This window comes from Alkalihalophilus lindianensis, from assembly GCF_032843265.1.
GTDB classification, from domain to species: Bacteria; Bacillota; Bacilli; order Bacillales; family Bacillaceae_D; genus Alkalihalophilus; species Alkalihalophilus lindianensis.
The window spans coordinates 876,338-892,430 of the sequence record NZ_JAWJBA010000001.1; the positions used below are offsets into that span (position 1 = coordinate 876,338).

At 39.2% G+C, this 16,093-nt stretch carries 18 protein-coding genes; 6 read left to right on the plus strand and 12 right to left on the minus strand.

Going from position 1 to position 16,093, the window contains the following annotated elements; genetic code table 11:
- Positions 1-66: 66 nt before the first annotated feature.
- Together RYX56_RS04700 and RYX56_RS04705 are read right to left on the minus strand one after the other, a co-directional pair.
- Positions 67-465, minus strand: a complete 399-nt coding sequence (locus tag RYX56_RS04700; protein WP_317120975.1) for a phage holin family protein — start codon at positions 463-465, stop codon at positions 67-69.
- Between the two features lie 117 nt (positions 466-582).
- A complete protein-coding gene (locus tag RYX56_RS04705) occupies positions 583-1,638 on the minus strand; it encodes a DUF3900 domain-containing protein (RefSeq protein ID WP_317120976.1) in 1,056 nt (351 codons plus the stop codon).
- Between the two features lie 163 nt (positions 1,639-1,801).
- On the opposite strand from RYX56_RS04705, the gene RYX56_RS04710 reads away from it, so the two are divergent.
- Both RYX56_RS04710 and RYX56_RS04715 read left to right on the plus strand, forming a co-directional pair.
- Positions 1,802-2,698 carry a diacylglycerol/lipid kinase family protein gene (locus RYX56_RS04710; RefSeq protein WP_317120977.1) on the plus strand — a complete coding sequence of 299 codons (897 nt, stop codon included), beginning with the start codon at positions 1,802-1,804 and terminating at the stop codon, positions 2,696-2,698.
- Positions 2,699-2,852: 154 nt separating this feature from the next.
- Positions 2,853-3,269, plus strand: coding sequence for a DUF4395 domain-containing protein (locus tag RYX56_RS04715; RefSeq protein ID WP_317120978.1), 417 nt, complete (start codon positions 2,853-2,855; stop codon positions 3,267-3,269).
- Positions 3,270-3,301: 32 nt separating this feature from the next.
- On the opposite strand, the gene RYX56_RS04720 is transcribed toward RYX56_RS04715, so the two are convergent.
- From RYX56_RS04720 to RYX56_RS04735, 4 genes are all read right to left on the minus strand, one after another.
- Positions 3,302-3,889 (minus strand): DNA-3-methyladenine glycosylase, encoded by a 588-nt coding sequence (locus RYX56_RS04720; protein WP_317120979.1) that lies wholly within the window; start codon positions 3,887-3,889, stop codon positions 3,302-3,304.
- A 67-nt stretch (positions 3,890-3,956) separates the two neighbouring features.
- Entirely contained in the window at positions 3,957-4,946 is a 990-nt protein-coding gene (locus tag RYX56_RS04725; protein WP_317120980.1) for an acrylyl-CoA reductase family protein, read from the minus strand.
- A gap of 66 nt (positions 4,947-5,012) precedes the next feature.
- The gene (locus RYX56_RS04730) at positions 5,013-5,825 is read right to left on the minus strand and encodes a uroporphyrinogen-III synthase (RefSeq protein WP_317120981.1); all 813 of its coding nucleotides are present in this window, start codon (positions 5,823-5,825) and stop codon (positions 5,013-5,015) included.
- Positions 5,826-5,858: 33 nt separating this feature from the next.
- Positions 5,859-6,371 carry a P-loop NTPase family protein gene (locus tag RYX56_RS04735; RefSeq protein ID WP_317120982.1) on the minus strand — a complete coding sequence of 171 codons (513 nt, stop codon included), beginning with the start codon at positions 6,369-6,371 and terminating at the stop codon, positions 5,859-5,861.
- Positions 6,372-6,565: 194 nt separating this feature from the next.
- Here RYX56_RS04735 and pepF point away from each other — a divergent pair, with 194 nt between their 5' ends.
- A complete protein-coding gene (gene pepF / locus RYX56_RS04740) occupies positions 6,566-8,353 on the plus strand; it encodes an oligoendopeptidase F (protein ID WP_317120983.1) in 1,788 nt (595 codons plus the stop codon).
- Between the two features lie 44 nt (positions 8,354-8,397).
- Here pepF and RYX56_RS04745 read toward each other — a convergent pair whose 3' ends face one another.
- Positions 8,398-9,123, minus strand: coding sequence for a hypothetical protein (locus tag RYX56_RS04745; protein ID WP_317120984.1), 726 nt, complete (start codon positions 9,121-9,123; stop codon positions 8,398-8,400).
- Positions 9,124-9,411: 288 nt separating this feature from the next.
- On the opposite strand from RYX56_RS04745, the gene RYX56_RS04750 reads away from it, so the two are divergent.
- Both RYX56_RS04750 and RYX56_RS04755 read left to right on the plus strand, forming a co-directional pair.
- A complete protein-coding gene (locus RYX56_RS04750) occupies positions 9,412-9,624 on the plus strand; it encodes a CDGSH iron-sulfur domain-containing protein (RefSeq protein ID WP_317120985.1) in 213 nt (70 codons plus the stop codon).
- A gap of 204 nt (positions 9,625-9,828) precedes the next feature.
- A complete protein-coding gene (locus RYX56_RS04755) occupies positions 9,829-10,134 on the plus strand; it encodes a YrhK family protein (RefSeq protein WP_317120986.1) in 306 nt (101 codons plus the stop codon).
- 102 nt (positions 10,135-10,236) lie between these two features.
- Here RYX56_RS04755 and RYX56_RS04760 read toward each other — a convergent pair whose 3' ends face one another.
- Complete coding sequence (locus tag RYX56_RS04760; protein WP_317120987.1) at positions 10,237-10,656, minus strand: hypothetical protein; 420 nt, start codon at positions 10,654-10,656, stop codon at positions 10,237-10,239.
- Between the two features lie 1,027 nt (positions 10,657-11,683).
- On the opposite strand from RYX56_RS04760, the gene RYX56_RS04765 reads away from it, so the two are divergent.
- On the plus strand, positions 11,684-13,105 hold the full coding sequence (locus tag RYX56_RS04765) for a hypothetical protein (RefSeq protein ID WP_317121309.1): 1,422 nt from the start codon (positions 11,684-11,686) through the stop codon (positions 13,103-13,105).
- Between the two features lie 110 nt (positions 13,106-13,215).
- On the opposite strand, the gene RYX56_RS04770 is transcribed toward RYX56_RS04765, so the two are convergent.
- The 4 genes from RYX56_RS04770 to RYX56_RS04785 all read right to left on the minus strand — a co-directional run bounded on the left by RYX56_RS04770 (position 13,216) and on the right by RYX56_RS04785 (position 16,064).
- Positions 13,216-13,452 carry a hypothetical protein gene (locus tag RYX56_RS04770; RefSeq protein ID WP_317120988.1) on the minus strand — a complete coding sequence of 79 codons (237 nt, stop codon included), beginning with the start codon at positions 13,450-13,452 and terminating at the stop codon, positions 13,216-13,218.
- 106 nt (positions 13,453-13,558) lie between these two features.
- Entirely contained in the window at positions 13,559-14,776 is a 1,218-nt protein-coding gene (locus RYX56_RS04775) for an MFS transporter (RefSeq protein ID WP_317120989.1), read from the minus strand.
- A 65-nt stretch (positions 14,777-14,841) separates the two neighbouring features.
- Positions 14,842-15,789 (minus strand): ketopantoate reductase family protein, encoded by a 948-nt coding sequence (locus tag RYX56_RS04780; RefSeq protein ID WP_317120990.1) that lies wholly within the window; start codon positions 15,787-15,789, stop codon positions 14,842-14,844.
- A 32-nt stretch (positions 15,790-15,821) separates the two neighbouring features.
- Positions 15,822-16,064: a hypothetical protein gene (locus tag RYX56_RS04785; protein WP_317120991.1), complete on the minus strand. Its 243-nt coding sequence runs from the start codon at positions 16,062-16,064 to the stop codon at positions 15,822-15,824.
- Positions 16,065-16,093: the final 29 nt, after the last annotated feature.

Genomic DNA, 16,093 nt, shown 5'->3' on the forward strand with positions numbered 1-16,093 from the left:
GGATCATGAAAAGAGATGGGAGCCGTTTGGGCATCCATCTCTTTTTTAATTTACAGAGGTACGTCTTTAGTCCTCTCTGTTTCCCTTTCTTTTCAGAACCTCGATCGCTTCTTTCAATACATTTGGTAGCGGTAAGCCTACCTCCCCTGCGTTTTCTAGAATAGAGATCAATTCATTGATGATGTAAAAATAAATCACCGCATCGCGAAAAAAGCTACTCGCTCCAAGAACAATGTCGATCCCATAAGCGACAGCGACCATTGCGATCATAATGATTTTCTTTGCAATCCCTTTAAACCCTACTCTACTACTTAACTTCCCACTATAAGCTGCTGCAATTAAACCCGTCACATAATCAATCACAATAAACATGAGTAAAACTTGCAATAATGCCGGCCAGCCTCCAAATAAAAAGCTTCCCACTGTGCTGAGGCCAGCAATAAGAAGTTTGAACGTATATTCCACTAAAGCCCCTCTCCTTTTGAACAAAAGGTTAATCTTTATTTTATACACTATTCAAAAGGAAGGGTTTTGGTTTGTGCATGTCTCTATCATACTTCTTTTATTTTTCAGGAAAACTAGCTACCTCCCCACCTTCTTCAACACTTCCTCTAAATCATCTGGCTTCAAAAATTCAACAGGTGAAACCCCCTTCTCAAACGTAAACGCATCGCCTTCAATGACAATGACATACTTCCCGTTCACTTTCGCAATATGAAGTGACTCACCAAAGTCTGATAGCATCGCTTTCACCTCAATATGGTCTAGCTTCAGTTTTAACTCGATTTCTGGTTGATGCTCGACAATCGGTGCAGAGGCTTCTACCACTTGTTCTGGTGTCCACTTCTCCTGCATTTCACGAACAGGCGTATTGGACCAAGCCTCTATAAACTCTTCTTCCTGCTCACGTTCTGGACTCGCTTCTTGATACGTTTCAGCGATATGCTGCTGTGCCAATTCGATCATTTGATGCTTAACAAGCTCTGGCATCGACTTATTATATTCAACGAACTTTAAGAAGTCTTCAAAGTATCTCGCGTGTGATGATTGGTGAACTTTCAATTCCCACTCTTCTACCATTCCTTCTTCCGGCATGTAAGGATATTGAATAGACTTCATATTTTTTGTCGTGATTGCTCGGTTAACATGGTTGATGAGCGTCTTTTCATCCGTAATACTCGCTACTTTTTGTTCAAAATCACATTTTAAAACAAAGACGAAAGGATCATCCATGTACTTATTGAGTTTTGCTCGAATGACAAGTAAGGCTCCTCCTCGAATCGCACTCGTATCCATATAAGCACGAACTAATTCTTCGCTTTCTTTTTTAAAATCGTCTGTTGATTGTGCGAGTCGTATTCGATTGAACTGATTATAATTTGGATTCGTATCTAAATCATATCCAGGTTCGACGATGAAACGTCCTATTTTAGTTGGGACTTGATCTGATTTTGGGTTCTGTTCGACCTTTCTTTTCGTCACTTTCATTAGTTCTCCATCTAAAAACTCTTTTAGGGCATGTTGTTCATAAGCAGAGTGATCAAGGGTTTGATAATGTTTATAGCCTTTTGTTGCCTGTTCACCCGAGCCCTCTACATTTACAACAAAAAATGATAAATACTGTATTGTAAAATCCATGTGTAACTCCTTCATCGTCATGTAGACCGTCCATTTTTCATACGTATTATACCAAAACGCCCGCTTTCATGTCACATACGTATTGCTAATTAAAAGGAAGTGTTGAATGTGATTATTTAGGGAATACAGAACAGTATACAGAGCATTGAAACGAGGGATTAAGATGTATGAAAAGGCAATGCTTATCTATAATGGAAATGCAGGGAGTAATGATATCGCAACGTTGCTTTCTGAAGCAGTAGCTGGGCTTTCTCAACATATAACTGAATTCACATTAATGAAGACAAATGAAAGAGGGGATACTGAGCGCCTTTGTAGGGAACGAGGCGAACATTTTGATTTAGTCATTATTATGGGCGGTGATGGAACCGTTCATGAAGCTGTGAATGGCTTGATTCATTTAGAACGATCCCCTTCTATTTTTATTTTACCTACTGGTACGTGTAATGATTTTGCACGAGCACTTAACATTCCTTTAAAAGTGAAGCAAGCATGTGAAGCCTTTAAAGAAGCCACGGTTCAACCCTTAGATATCGGATTGGTGAATGAACGGGCATTTTCCAATTTCTTTGGATTAGGACTGATTACTAGAGCTTCTGAAGGGACAAATGACGATCTTAAAAGTAGTATTGGTAAATTCAGCTATTTTCTAAGTGCGATTCAATCCCTTCAAACGGCAGAATCGTTCTCCTACTCTCTACAATTGGATGGAAAGACGGTTCAAGATGAGGCTGTGATGATTCTTGCCATGAATGGATCCTTTCTTGGTACAACAAATTTATACCATGAACAAACAAAACTAGATGATGGAAAGCTCGAGCTTTATATCATCCGTGAAGCAGGGCTTGCTTTACTTAAAAACTTGTTCAACAAAGCTAGATCTCCAGAATGGCCAGGTGAAATGGAAGGGATTGAGTTCATCCAAGCCGCTTCCCTTCAACTCGAAACCAGCCCGATTGAAGATATTGATATCGATGGAGAAATTTATTTAGAAACCCCTACACGTCTATCGCTCAAACAAAAGGCTCTTCCTTTTCTAGTATGTAAAGAAGAAAAATAACGATAAACATCCACTCACTTCTGTAACGAGAGGTTGTTTTTTACAATTGACTAGATAAACGATCAGCTTACTAGGTTTAAATCTTTCTTTTATAAAGATTCCCTGATATACTTCCTTTAACAACAATGAATCATCTACGTGGAGGGAAAAATAAATGGGAATACCTAAACCGCTTGTTCAATTAAATCAAATTTTTCTTATAATAACGGTTCTATTAGGCTGGCTCGTATCACCTTGGATTTTAGCACTACCTTTTCTAGTAGGAGTCGTCGCATTAGCTTTTCATTATAATGTGGTGATGAAGATAGCCAAGTCTTTACTAAAAAAACCTTTAAAGACTTACGTACAGGAAGACTCACAGCAGCAACGTTTTAATCAATGGATTGCAACGATTTGTTTAGGACTAGCCTTAGTAGGGTTCATGTTTCAGTTTATTAGTTTTATGTTCATTATGAGCGGCATGGTCTTGATGGCTGCAGCTCTTGCATTAAGCGGCTATTGCATTGGATGTACGATTCGCTATCGGTATATGATGTGGAAATACCAAAAACAAAAGAGTCACAACAATTAAGATAAGCACAAGGGACTCTCCCCTTGTGCTTTTTATTTGGATACATACGGATTACCCGTCTCCCAAAATCTCCAAGGGTAATCTTTTGCCTCACCGCTGTTGTCTATCCCAATGCGTGGTCCGGTTGAAACGTGAACAACTTTCTGGCCTTCTGCAATATATAAAGGTGGTTCCCAAAATGCCTTCCCATAATCCTCTTTAGTGATAGCTAAAGCTTTTGTCAATTTGCCTGGTCCGCTTGTCAAATCTCTATCTCTTTTAGCTTTCTCACGCCTTTTATACATCAACGGGATCCCTTCAATCGGTTCGACCGCCCGGATTAACACACCTTCGGGACAACCTTCTCCTCCGCTTACGACATTAATTAAACAATGCGTATGCATGACATGGGCATAGCAATGACCGTTTGCCCCAAACATAATCTCCGTTCGGTTCGTCCTGCGATTATTAAAGCTATGAGCAGCCTGGTCATCCGGGCCTTTATAGGCTTCGGTTTCTACAATGTACCCTGCCGTTACACCTTCACTCGTTTCATGGACGAGTGTTTTCCCTAACAATGATTGAGCCAATTCTAACGTCGGCTGATCATAAAAAGTACGAGGTAGTATTTTATAGGTCAATATTCTTCCTCCTTCTTAGCAAAAAAGAGCCTAAGCTCTCTATGAGAAGTGAGCTTAGGCGAATCCTTTACTTCAATTTCACGATTGTTCTTCCGCGTACTTCCCCTTTTAATATGCTTGATAACACAGAAGGTAATGCATCTAAACTAATTTCATTGACAATGCCTTCTGTTAAATGAGGTGGCTTGTAATCTGAAGCTAGGCGTTTCCAGATCTTCTCACGTACGTCCATTGGGCAATAGACCGAATCGACTCCTAGCCAGTTGATCCCTCGTAGAATAAATGGAAAGACGGTTGTCTCTACTTTATTTCCTCCTGTAAGACCACTAGTTGCAACTGATCCACCATATTTTAAGGTACTTATAATGTATTCCAATGTCTGACCACCCACTGGATCGACAGCTGCAGCATAAAGTTCCTTACGTAACGGTTTCTTGTCTTCTGGCGTGAGTTGATCACGCTTCAGAACTTCGGTTGCACCTAATTCTTTTAAATAACCATGTTCACTTTCTTTCCCAGTGCTTGCATGCACCTCATAGCCACGACTTGCTAATATATCAACAGCGACACTTCCTACTCCACCGGTTGCTCCCGATACAAGAACAGGTCCACTATCCGGAGTAATCCCTTGATCTTCTAACTTTTGCACAGATAGGGCAGCAGTAAAGCCTGCTGTACCAAGAATCATCGCTTCTTTAAGCGATAGGCCATCAGGTAAAGGTACTACCCATTTAGCTGGAACTTTAGCGACTTCACTAAAGCCACCATGATGAGAAACCCCAATTTCATAACTAGTCGCAATGACCGCGTCTCCCTCTTTAAAACGAGAGTCTGTTGATTCAACAACTGTTCCTGAAAGGTCAATACCCGGAATGAGTGGATAGTTACGAATAATTTGCTTAGGTAAAGTTGCTAGGCCATCTTTGTAATTAACGCTGGAGTAAGCGACTTCAATCGTTACTTCCCCTTCACCCAAATCTTCCACAGTAAGTTGTTTGCGCTCTAATTTTGTTTTACCATCTTCTAAGTCAACCATATAGGCCTCAAACCTCTTCATGATCATACCACCTTCCATATCTTTTTTATGTACAACTCTTACGTTACCACTTCTGTAAATGAAGGACTAACCATTTGCTTCAACATATTTTGCTAGCTCAATGATCATCGTTCCCATCCGTTCTCTCTCAGGTACAACCATTCTTGTCACCTTAACATCCGTTAAGCCTTCAGCTGTAAGCTTCCCAACAGCGACAGCTAGTACCTTTTCATTAAAACAAGTCGCAAGCTCACTACTAGACTGTACGGAACTTGCATAATCAAACAAGGCTCTTACTTGAAGGACCGTCGTAAAGCAAACAGCATCTACTTGTTGTTCGATGATTTCAAGATAAAGCTTTTTAACATCTGCCGCGTCAGGTGCAATATGACGGTACGGAAGTACTTCTGCGTATACTGCTTCTTTCTCTTGAAAGAACGTACGTAAATTAGGAGAAGGTACCCCATGCAATTGGACAGCGACTTTTTTTCCTTTGAAGTCTATTGCTTCCATTGCTCGAATTAATCCAGTTGTTGTGCCGTCATCATCACTAATCGTTGGCGTAAGACCATGTTTTTTAAGAGCATTTTTTGTTTTGTAGCCTCTTGCTGCAATATTCGTTTTCTCTAGTAATTGAAGCAAGTCCTCTTTTAAACCCACACCTTCGGCAAGCTCAAGAAGCTTCTCTGTTCCTATACCCGTTGTTAGTACAAACCAATCTACTCCATTTTCAATCACAGCTTTAAGCTCATCAATCACACTTTCTTCAGCCACATAAACGGTTCCTTGCATTGAACGAACGAGCGGTACCCCGCCCTGCTTCTCAATTAATGTACTCATCTCCTCCACTTTACGAGATGCTGTTAGTACGACCTTTTTACCTGTTAATGCTTTTGCCATTTGATAAATAGCCTCCTACTTGTTTTATCAGTCTTATGTTTGAAAAAAATCTCTGATTTGCTTTTTGTTTTTCAGTTGAATTACTTTTCTACTGCCTTTTCCGGCTAAGAAATGGGTAAAGTGTTCCTGCATCATTTCTTTTCGTTTGAAGTAAGTTGTCACAATAAACTTAATGAAAGGCCAATCTAACTTTTCAATGCATCCTTCTCCAAGGTCTTCACGAACTTTTCCTCTATTTTGAAGGTACCGTTTCAACACACGATACAAACAAACTGGTAAAGATCGTTCGATGTAGATGATCGTATCTGTTTCTTCCATACGCAAGTGAAGAGTGCCAGTATAATTACCTTCAATGATCCATGATGCATGTTTTACTAGATTTAATTGAGCTTCATAAAATTCGATTTCAGAAGCCTCGACCCAGTTTGATTTCCAGTAAAAAGTATCCAAATGATAAACTGGAATATGTAATCTTTCTCCTAACTTCCTAGCAAAAGTTGATTTCCCTGCCCCTGCAGACACGCCTACAACCATGATCCTTTTCATCTTTCACCTGCTTTTCAAATACCAAGTAATCGTATCTATATCGTAGACAAATTGATTGAGTTTGTAAAGATCGTCACAATCTTTTTTATTTTCTGACGCACTCAAGACTTCTACATTTTTCTGTACATTTCCTTGTGATACAATCATAACTATGGTGGATAATGGTAAACCTATACTTAAAGGAGTGATGATACATGACAACTTATTCTTCACGTAAAGATGTACCTGATCACGAAAAATGGAAAGTGGAAGATATATACCCTTCGATTGAAGACTGGCAGGAAGACGTCGCAGAAATCAAAAAAATGGCTACACAATTAAAAGAGTTTGATGGCAAAATTACGGACGGCCATTCATTGTATGACTTCTTAACCTTGCAAGAGAAATTGAGCTTTCACTTATCGAAAGTGGTTGTCTATGCTCGCTTACAAGTGGACGTCGATACACGTGATAAAAAAGCTGAGTCCTTATTAGATGAAGCGACGGGTTTAAGCGTGAAAGCGAGTACGGCGGTCTCCTTTTTCAGACCATTTTTATTGAGTCTCGATAAAACCACCCTTTCTGAATACATATCTGAAGTCGAGGGTCTGACTTATTTTGAAGATGACCTGATGGACCTGTTCCGTTACAAGCCACACGTGCTTAGTAAAGAAAAAGAAGAAGTCCTCACTCAACTAGGTGAATCACTCTCCTCTCCTAGTAAGACGTTCGGAATGATTAATAATGCTGATATTAAATTTGGCGAAGTCACCACAGAAGACGGAAAAAAAGTAGAGCTCACGAGAGGCATGTATGAAAAACTTCTTAAAAATGAGGATCGTTCTAAGCGAAAAGAGGCGTATCATGCGTATTATAAGCCATATGTTGAACTTAATAACACCATTGCATCTACTCTTTCCGCAGCAATCAAAACAAATGTAACCGTCTCTCGTATGAAGAATTATCCTTCTGCACTTGAGAAATCATTGTTTGCTGATGAAGTTCCAAAAGAAGTCTATGAAAACTTAATCGAATCAACAAAAAACCATCTCGCTCCTTATCATCGTTACCAAAAAATTAGAAAAGAGATGTTAGGTGTCGATGAATTGCATCAATATGATTTATCCATTCCCCTAGTTCAAGGCGTTGATAAGGATATTCCATATGATGAAGCCTATGATACGATGTTAAATACACTAGCACCACTTGGCGAGGAATACGTTGAGACATTAGCTGAATTTAAAGAAAAACGATATATTGATGTTCGCGAAACACCTGGCAAGCGTTCTGGTGCTTACAATATGGGTCTTTACGGCGTTCATCCATTTGTCCTACTGAACCATCAAGATAATTTAAACAGTCTCTTTACCCTTGCTCATGAGATGGGACATGCGATGCATAGTTACCTTTCAGCCAAACACCAGCCACAAATCACAGCAGGTTATACCATTTTTGTCGCGGAAGTTGCCTCTACAGTAAATGAAGTGTTGTTGATTCACTATTTATTAGATCAATCCACAGACGAAAAAACTCGTAAATACTTAGTTAATGACTTTATCGATAAGTTCAAAGGCACGCTCTTCACACAAGTGATGTTTGCTAACTTTGAAAAAGATACACATGAATTAGCAGAAGCAGGAAAGCCCCTTACTGCCGAAGTATTTAATGAAGTGTATGAAAGACTATTTAGAGAATACAATGGAGACGACCTAGTATTTGATGATGAGGTCAAGTTTGGCTGGTCAAGGATTCCCCACTTCTACCGTCCGTTTTATGTGTACAAATATGCGACTGGATTTGCTGCAGCGATTCAGCTTGCCAATGGTCTACTTGAAAAGAAAGAAGGAGCGAAGGAAGCCTACCTTGAATTTTTACAAAGTGGTAGTTCCGATTACCCGCTCGAATTATTAAAACGTGCTGGAGTTGATCTAACGACTTCCGAACCAATTGAAAAAGCTCTTTCTTTCTTTAGCGAGTTAGTAGATGAATTTGAGGGCAAATAAGAAAGAGGCCGTCTCACGCAATTGCGTAGGACGGCCTCCTCTCTTTATTTTTCAACGGCTCTCGTTAAAGCTTTAAATCCAGCACGTGTTAACTTAAATTCTTCATCTACATAGCCCGCTTTATTTAAAGCAATTAAGTCTTCCTCTGTTAAGGTAGCACGTTTTCTTTGTAGATGTTCATTCAACAGATCAAGCGAATCAGCTTCTAATAACTCTGAGTCAATTGATGAAGCTAGCTCCTTCATCGGATCATGCTTCACAAACATATTTTTTGTATCGAGCATCACTTGCTGAATCTTCTCCCCTGCATTCATTAACTCTTGACGCAAACGAGAAATCTCATGATCCTTTTGTTTAATTTTTGAGCGATACGTTTGTTTTTCTTCATCATCGAGTGAGGCTTTTCTAAATAATTCTTCAAGTAATTCAGTACGATCGAAATCAATTTTCTGAAGTTGAGTCGTCTTCTCTAAAATTTCTTGATCCGTTTCTTCTTTAATAGGTGTAGGTACTGCAACTGGCTTCGTTTTCACTGCCGCAATTTCTGCCTCTTCAGCAATCGTTCCTTTTCCATTCAGACGCATTTGCAGGAAACGATTGACCTGTAGTAATAGACCTACTAAAAACAACATCACAAATAATCTGAAGGCAAATGCACTGAAAAGCCCAACAATAAATAAAACAATAAATAAAAAGGCTGTAAACCATTCAAACGCAGTCGATGGCTTTTTAATGCTTGAGAATAATGATGGATAGGTTCTTTGATTCATAATAATCCCCTTCTTTATCTTCCAATCTTTTCTTTTACTCTAGGTACCAATCATGATATAAATCGTAAAGCTTTAGCCCATATCATAGCATAATTTTGACTGATTAACCGTGTAATAAGTTGTGAGAAGCGTAAAAAAAGAATGATTTCCTATTACGAATTTCACAGATCCACATCATCCTATTTTCTTCTGTACTCATTTCAACTCACTAATTATGCTAAGATTAAAAGGAATTACACGACATTTGTAGAATTCATTACACATCCTACATACAAAGGAATGAAGAATATGGCTGAAGAAAAGAAAGTAATATTAAAAATTAATGATAACGGCTCAGTACGAGTGACTGGTGATGTTGAACTATTGGACGGGGAAGGCAATCCATTCCCAAAAAAACCTGCATTTTCCCTCTGTTTATGCGGGCAATCTAAGAATCTTCCATTCTGCGATGGATCACACAAAACAAATGGTTACGATAATAAGGTACGTGTGCCTAAATAATCAAACTACGTTCCCCCCTTGTTTTGGTTGTTTAACCATTAATTGTCTCACTTGATGCATTTCCTGCGGTAGATAATCAATAAGAACGAGCCCATAAACTTGTCAAAAGCTTTATTTTTCCTAAAAAAGCAGTTGCAGCAGGTTTATTATTTTATTAATAGTGGGTAAAGTTATTCGCGGAGATTTGTAGCAAGGAGGATTTAAATGAAAAGAAAAGTTCCAAAGATTAAGAATGGTGAAGAGTATTTGGACGTGAAAATGGGACGGATGCGAATTTATTTTGATAAGAGATATAGAGTTATTTCTACGATTAACGATTTATTAATCGGAATTTTGTTTGTTGTAGGGAGTATTCTTAATTTTTTTGATGAGGCGGAAATGATCGGCCTTATAAGTTATCTTGCTGGGAGTACTTTTTTAGTTGCCAGACCAATTTTGAGGCTTATGCATAGTGCTACACTAAGAAAGGAAATTCAGGACAAAGACACGTATACAACGGATGATGATTAGTGTCTTCTCATTGATAATAAGCGCCCCTTGAGGCGCTTTTTTGATGGACTAGGCTTTCCTTTGTCGTTCGGAAATTCTGTGAAACAAGGGTCTCAGCCTTTTTTATTGATATAGTTCTTTATAAGCAATCACCTTAAGCGCCATGATCTCTTCCGATGTTAAACTTGAATGAGGATCATCGATTAATTGAACAGGATTCACATTACCTTGTTCTACTTTTGTTTGTATATTTAACAGCTCTGTGATTCCGACTTTCCTAATCAAGACTCTTGTTGCTTCTTCCTTTGTTGTAAAAGGTAGCTTACTTTCATCGACCTGTGCAACTTCCTCCACAAGAACTCTTAAATCAGGATCATTGTCAATATACGTTCGGATCTCATTCATTTGGCCATAATTCAACTCAGATGAAAGGCCTTCTGTTATCCTATCAGAAGCTATGTTAGTCCCAAGATAATAAATTCCATATCCCATCACGCCAATTAGGATAAACAACATAAATAATATAGAAACGATTTTTTTCATCGTACCCTCCCAGCTACTAGATAACCTAGTGAACATAGATTACCCTGCTCTATCTATCATAGTCAAGATTCATTATCATATTCCTCATCGGCGACAAATTACGAGAATTTGATACAAGATTATAACTTATTCCTTTATCCTTCTCTTTTCGTGGCAATATTTTTCAGCTTATACACCAATGCCCATTAAATTGTATAGACAATTCAGGCACAAAGTATTAAAATTAATTTGAGTCTTACCCGATACGATTATAGAATGATGATGAAAAAAGATCAGAAAATGCACTTACTCTTAGGCAGGGAGTAGGTGCTTTTTCGTTTGCCCCACTATGTGAGGGCTCGTTTTATGAATATTTATATCTACTCAGCATATGTTTTCAAGGAGAAGGAACGCCTCCTCTCAACGGCTTAAAGACTCCTGATAACATGGAGCAGGACAGGATGAACCCAGCCCCTTTATAGGTTGGGCTTTTTTTGATGACGGAAAGGATACGCGTGTATTTTTAGATCTTCCCTACCAATAGCTGATACAAGCCTCTTAAAAGATCCATAAATTATATTATCTCTTAAAGAGGAGGTGCCTACATGAGCTACGATAATTGTCGAAGAAAGCGTAAGTGTGAACGCAAGCATGACTTTTTTAGGCGTGACGATTCCCGTAAACGTGACAAATGTTGCTGTAAAAAGCGTTGTTGCTTTAGACGATTCTGTAACTTCTTTTATTGGTAACTTGCATATTTACGGATGAGGATAAAAATAATACAAGTAGTTGGAATCAACGAGAGGTAGTAAAATATAGTAATATAGAGCAGGAAGCCTCCCCCTCTCATTGTAATGTCCTCAAAAAAGGGAGTGTAGCCTTCACATCAGTGAGGGCACTTTTTAGAATTCCCTAGACAACATTAACAATTCCCTTTATCCCTCTCTTTTCACTACAATATTATTTCCGCAAATACACCAATGCCTAGTTTGTTTCATACCATATCGTAAGTTTGACTTTTAGATAGAGGGGGCTTCGATTCGATATGATTGAGCTTACTTTGTCCCATTGGATGTATTTATCAGGGACTCTCTTAATCATTTTAACCATGCTTTTTAGACAAAATGTTGTCGTCCCAGCGATTTTGATGACATTTTTAGTGGGATGGATCTTCAGCGGATCCTTATCCATAGGACTTCAAACAATCTTCCAAGCAAGTTTAATCGCTGCTGGAGAATTATTTAACATTTTTTTAATTATTGCGATTATGACAGCGCTTTTGCACGCCTTGAAAGATATAGGGGCAGATGAACAAATGATCACACCGTTTCAAAAGGTTATGGTCAATGGCCATATCTCTTTTTGGGTCATTGTTCTTGTAACGTACTCGATCTCCTTGTTCTTTTGGCCAACCCCAGCAGTCCCACTTGTCGGTGCGCTGTTAATTCCAGTTGCGATTAGAGCTGGTCTTCCTCCGATTGGGGCAGCGATTGCAATTTCATTAGCTGGCCAAGGTATGGCTTTATCGTCTGACTACATTATTCAAATTGCACCGATGCTCAGTGCAACTGCTGCTGGAGTCGATATTTCCCTAGTTGCCGATCGAGCGTTTGTGTTATCCCTTGTAACGGGTGGAATTGCGATCACTGTTGCTTATTTATTGTTACGAAAGTGGATTCAGTCACCTTCAAAAAACCATTTACTGAAGTGGGAAAAGGTTCAATCTTCGTCAAAGGACGACCACACTCAAACGAGAAAACCCGTCACCAAAAAGAGTATGGTGTTTGCGTTACTCGTCCCGACTGCATTCTTGTTTATTATTGTCTATATGGTTATGGCGAAGTTCTCAGATGTCATTCCGACGATTGAAGGGGGCACGGGTGCGGCATTAATTGGTGGCACGGCCGCTCTCCTCTTACTTGCCTCCACTACAGCAGACCAGGCTAAAACATCTCTAGCAAAAGTAAGCGAACATTTAATTACCGGCTTTGTCTTCGCATTTAAAGCAATGGGGCCAGTGATTCCAATTGCGGGTTTCTTTTTTATCGGAAGTGGTGAACTAGCGGGTACGATTCTAGGTGTCGGAAGTGAGAGCTCTCCTTCTTTCTTGTTCGATCTCGTGCAAGCAGGACAGCAATTGATCCCTGAAAATGCCTTTCTCGCTGGATTTGCAATATTAATCATTGGAATGATCACAGGGCTTGATGGTTCTGGATTCTCAGGTCTCCCACTTGTCGGGGCTCTCTCTAGTGCACTTGGACCAACAGTCGGAGTCGATACAGCAACCTTAGCTGCAATTGGTCAAATGGGTTCGATTTGGGTAGGTGGGGGTACTTTAATTGCCTGGTCCTCCTTAGTCGCTGTAGCCGGTTTTGCCAAAGTACCGGTCATGGAGCTTGTACGCAAAAGCTTCCTACCTGTTATTCTCGGTTTGATTGTTTCAACCTTGTTTGGTCTCTGGTTCTTCTAACATTCACTTCAACAATTCCTAAAAAGGAGTCGGTAACTTATTTAAACTCACATTAATAAGAGCCAACATATCAGATAAATGTTGGCTCTTATTCCTTTATACATGTTGAATTATTTGTAAGTATTAGCCTTAGCTTGGGCTTGTTGAAATTTCTCTTGAGCTAGCTGAACATCATGTTGTTCATGATCTACTTTTTGTTGAGCTTCTTTTAACTTTTGACCCTCATGTTGTACCGCTTGTTGAGCCTGAAAAAGTTCATGATTCTCTTTTTCTAACTGATTAAAAGCTTTTTCCACTTCTTTCTGTGCTTGGTTTAGTTCTTGCTTATCATGGTTAGGTTGTGTCATAACGCATTCCTCCTAATTTCAAGTAATTCAGATCCCAGTTTTATCGTTCTCTATTTCGTGGTTTCTATTCCATGAATTAAGAGGATATTTGGTGCAATGCCCTTATTCACCCACTCACATTTGATTCCACAACCACCTTTGGTGTTTGCGAACTTCTCACTTTAAAGGTTAAAAGTAACCCTATACCTAAACAAATCGACGAAAAAAGAAAAGCTTGTTGAAATCCACCGAAATCATCAATTAACCAACCAGCAATTGTCGGGCCAATAAATTGCCCTACAGCAAAATAAAAAGTCGCGTAGCTAAAGGCTACGGGCATATCGACTGGTTTCACTTGATCCATACTAGAAGCTTGCACTAATGTAAACAAACCAGTCAATGTACAACTTAAAATAAGGATATGAATCGTGAATCCAATGAGTGTTGGGAGTATGATCGGAATCGTCATAGCTGTTAAAGTAAACGCCATCGTCAAAATCAACGACTTTTTCCGTCCAATCCTATCGGAAATATGTCCCCAAACGGGCCCTGTGAAAATGGATAGTAACCCGTTCAATGCCATCAACTGACCTGCTACTGTTACACTTATACCAGACTCAATCATGAAGCTCATCACAAACAGCATCTGAACAATGTAAGCAAGCCCGACCACACCATAGATCAGACTGACATTAATAACATCTTTATTCTTATAAATGTCTTTAGGGTTTGATTGCTCATCTTTTGAGCTTGCTGTGGTGCTTGTCGGCGGATTTTTAATGAATAAAAACATCGAGAGGAGGACAATCAAACTGGCAAAAGCAAATAAAGCCCATGAAAATCTCCAACCAATTATTGGGTACACGCTACTCAAGTAAGGGACAATCACTCCTGTTAAGAGGATTCCGACTCCAACCCCACTAGTCGTAAGTCCAATGACTAACCCTTTTTTTGTAGGAAACCACGCAACCAGTAAAGAGATTAAAGGCGTATACGTAAAGGCCGTCCCAACTCCTAACACAAACATAAACAGAACTGCTACCCAATAGGAAGGAGTAAAAGTTAAACCTATGAAGCCTACAGTAACAAGCATCGTCCCAAGAAGCATCGTTCTCTTCCCTCCCCATTTGGAGGCAAGGATTCCAGCAAATACGACCATGCTTAAATAACCAAACGAGATAACGGTTCCAAGAATACCGGCTTCTTTATACGTAATCTGTAATCCCTCTCGCATAAAAGGAAGAACAACACCATACGAGAGTCTGGCAAAAGCTAGTACAACGATTGTGGTTACCATTCCGATGAAGGAGTAGATCCACATTCTTTTTTGTTGACTTATTTCCATTTTGGCACCCCCTTTAAACTACATACGTACTCTTCTTCAACTTTACTAACTTCAAGCGGGAGTGCTTAGTTTGATGGGTACGCTTTTTCTGTATTCTTGCTTTCCATTAGATCATTTATTGAGCATAAAATGGTATAAATCGTTTCTAATACAGGGGTTTTAATGCCTAACTGTTTTCCTTTTTTTATAATATATCCACAGATCGATTCCACTTCCATCTTCTTTCCCTTTTCCAGGTCTTGCAGCATAGATGTCTTATGATTACGAGCTACTTCAGATAAAGGGAAAATCTGCTTGACCCAACTCTCATTCAATTTAATTCCTAGACCACCAGCAACACTAACGACCTCAGCAAGAACTGCTTCAGCAGTCCTTCTTAATGATTCTTTATCGAGTACATCACCTACCGAGGCCAATGAAGCTGCTGTGAGTGGATTAAATGTTGCATTCCATAAGAGCTTTTCCCATTTTTTTTCGATGATTGAGCTAGATACTTCAAAATCAATCTTCGCAAGCTGAAGAACATGAACGAAAGATTCAATATGATGAGAGCTTGTTTCAGAAAGACCACCAAAAATAATTTTTTCTAAATTTGAGTGACGACGAATAACACCTGGTTGTTCAACAGAAGCAGAAAGGTAACTACTACCCGAAACAATCCGATCAGACCCTAGAGTATTTATTAATATTTCTTCATTGTCTACACCATTTTGTAACGTAAGTATAGCTGCACCTTTTTTTAATAATGGATGAATCATCTCTGCAGTCGCTTTTGTTTCTGTCGATTTCACTGTGAAAAGAAGAAGGTCCGCCTCTTTAATTTGATTAAAGTCATTTGTAAAAGTCCTTTGGGCAATAAATGAATCTTGAAGGGAGTGAATGTGAAGGCCAGAATGTTTCATGGCTTCTAAATGTTTGCCCCTTGCAATAAAAGTGACATCGAAACCCGCCTTAGATAGCATCCCTCCGTAGTAACCACCAACAGCACCAGCCCCAATAACAGCAATTTTCATTTAAACCCTCCTCACTTATTTAAAGAGAATTTCTATTTATAGGAATGCTTCAAACTAGCATCTCGTTTGAATAAGAGAGATGAAATCGCATCCCTATTAGCCTTCATCGTTGCACCACTCCCTGCACCTCCAGCAACATACCAATAGGGCCCATCTTCTAACTTTTCTTTCGCTAATCTTTCCCACTCCTCAAACGCTAATGGAAATTTACCACTTTCGTTTGAATGTTCAGGTGAATAGATTTGAAATTGTACTTTCTCCCCATAACCGCTCATTAATTTGCCCCCGTAATTCATAATTGTTT

Bases quoted from the DNA above. Each gene is read 5' to 3' on its own strand.
- RYX56_RS04760 (WP_317120987.1), bottom strand. From the start codon at position 10,656: ATGAAAAAAATCGTTTCTATATTATTTATGTTGTTTATCCTAATTGGC.
- RYX56_RS04775 (WP_317120989.1), bottom strand. From the start codon at position 14,776: ATGGAAATAAGTCAACAAAAAAGAATGTGGATCTACTCCTTCATCGGA.
- RYX56_RS04755 (WP_317120986.1), top strand. From the start codon at position 9,829: ATGAAAAGAAAAGTTCCAAAGATTAAGAATGGTGAAGAGTATTTGGAC.
- RYX56_RS04750 (WP_317120985.1), top strand. From the start codon at position 9,412: ATGGCTGAAGAAAAGAAAGTAATATTAAAAATTAATGATAACGGCTCA.
- pepF (WP_317120983.1), top strand. From the start codon at position 6,566: ATGACAACTTATTCTTCACGTAAAGATGTACCTGATCACGAAAAATGG.
- RYX56_RS04745 (WP_317120984.1), bottom strand. From the start codon at position 9,123: ATGAATCAAAGAACCTATCCATCATTATTCTCAAGCATTAAAAAGCCA.
- RYX56_RS04785 (WP_317120991.1), bottom strand. From the start codon at position 16,064: ATGAGCGGTTATGGGGAGAAAGTACAATTTCAAATCTATTCACCTGAA.
- RYX56_RS04710 (WP_317120977.1), top strand. From the start codon at position 1,802: ATGTATGAAAAGGCAATGCTTATCTATAATGGAAATGCAGGGAGTAAT.
- RYX56_RS04715 (WP_317120978.1), top strand. From the start codon at position 2,853: ATGGGAATACCTAAACCGCTTGTTCAATTAAATCAAATTTTTCTTATA.
- RYX56_RS04770 (WP_317120988.1), bottom strand. From the start codon at position 13,452: ATGACACAACCTAACCATGATAAGCAAGAACTAAACCAAGCACAGAAA.
- RYX56_RS04725 (WP_317120980.1), bottom strand. From the start codon at position 4,946: ATGAAGAGGTTTGAGGCCTATATGGTTGACTTAGAAGATGGTAAAACA.
- RYX56_RS04730 (WP_317120981.1), bottom strand. From the start codon at position 5,825: ATGGCAAAAGCATTAACAGGTAAAAAGGTCGTACTAACAGCATCTCGT.
- RYX56_RS04735 (WP_317120982.1), bottom strand. From the start codon at position 6,371: ATGAAAAGGATCATGGTTGTAGGCGTGTCTGCAGGGGCAGGGAAATCA.
- RYX56_RS04780 (WP_317120990.1), bottom strand. From the start codon at position 15,789: ATGAAAATTGCTGTTATTGGGGCTGGTGCTGTTGGTGGTTACTACGGA.
- RYX56_RS04705 (WP_317120976.1), bottom strand. From the start codon at position 1,638: ATGGATTTTACAATACAGTATTTATCATTTTTTGTTGTAAATGTAGAG.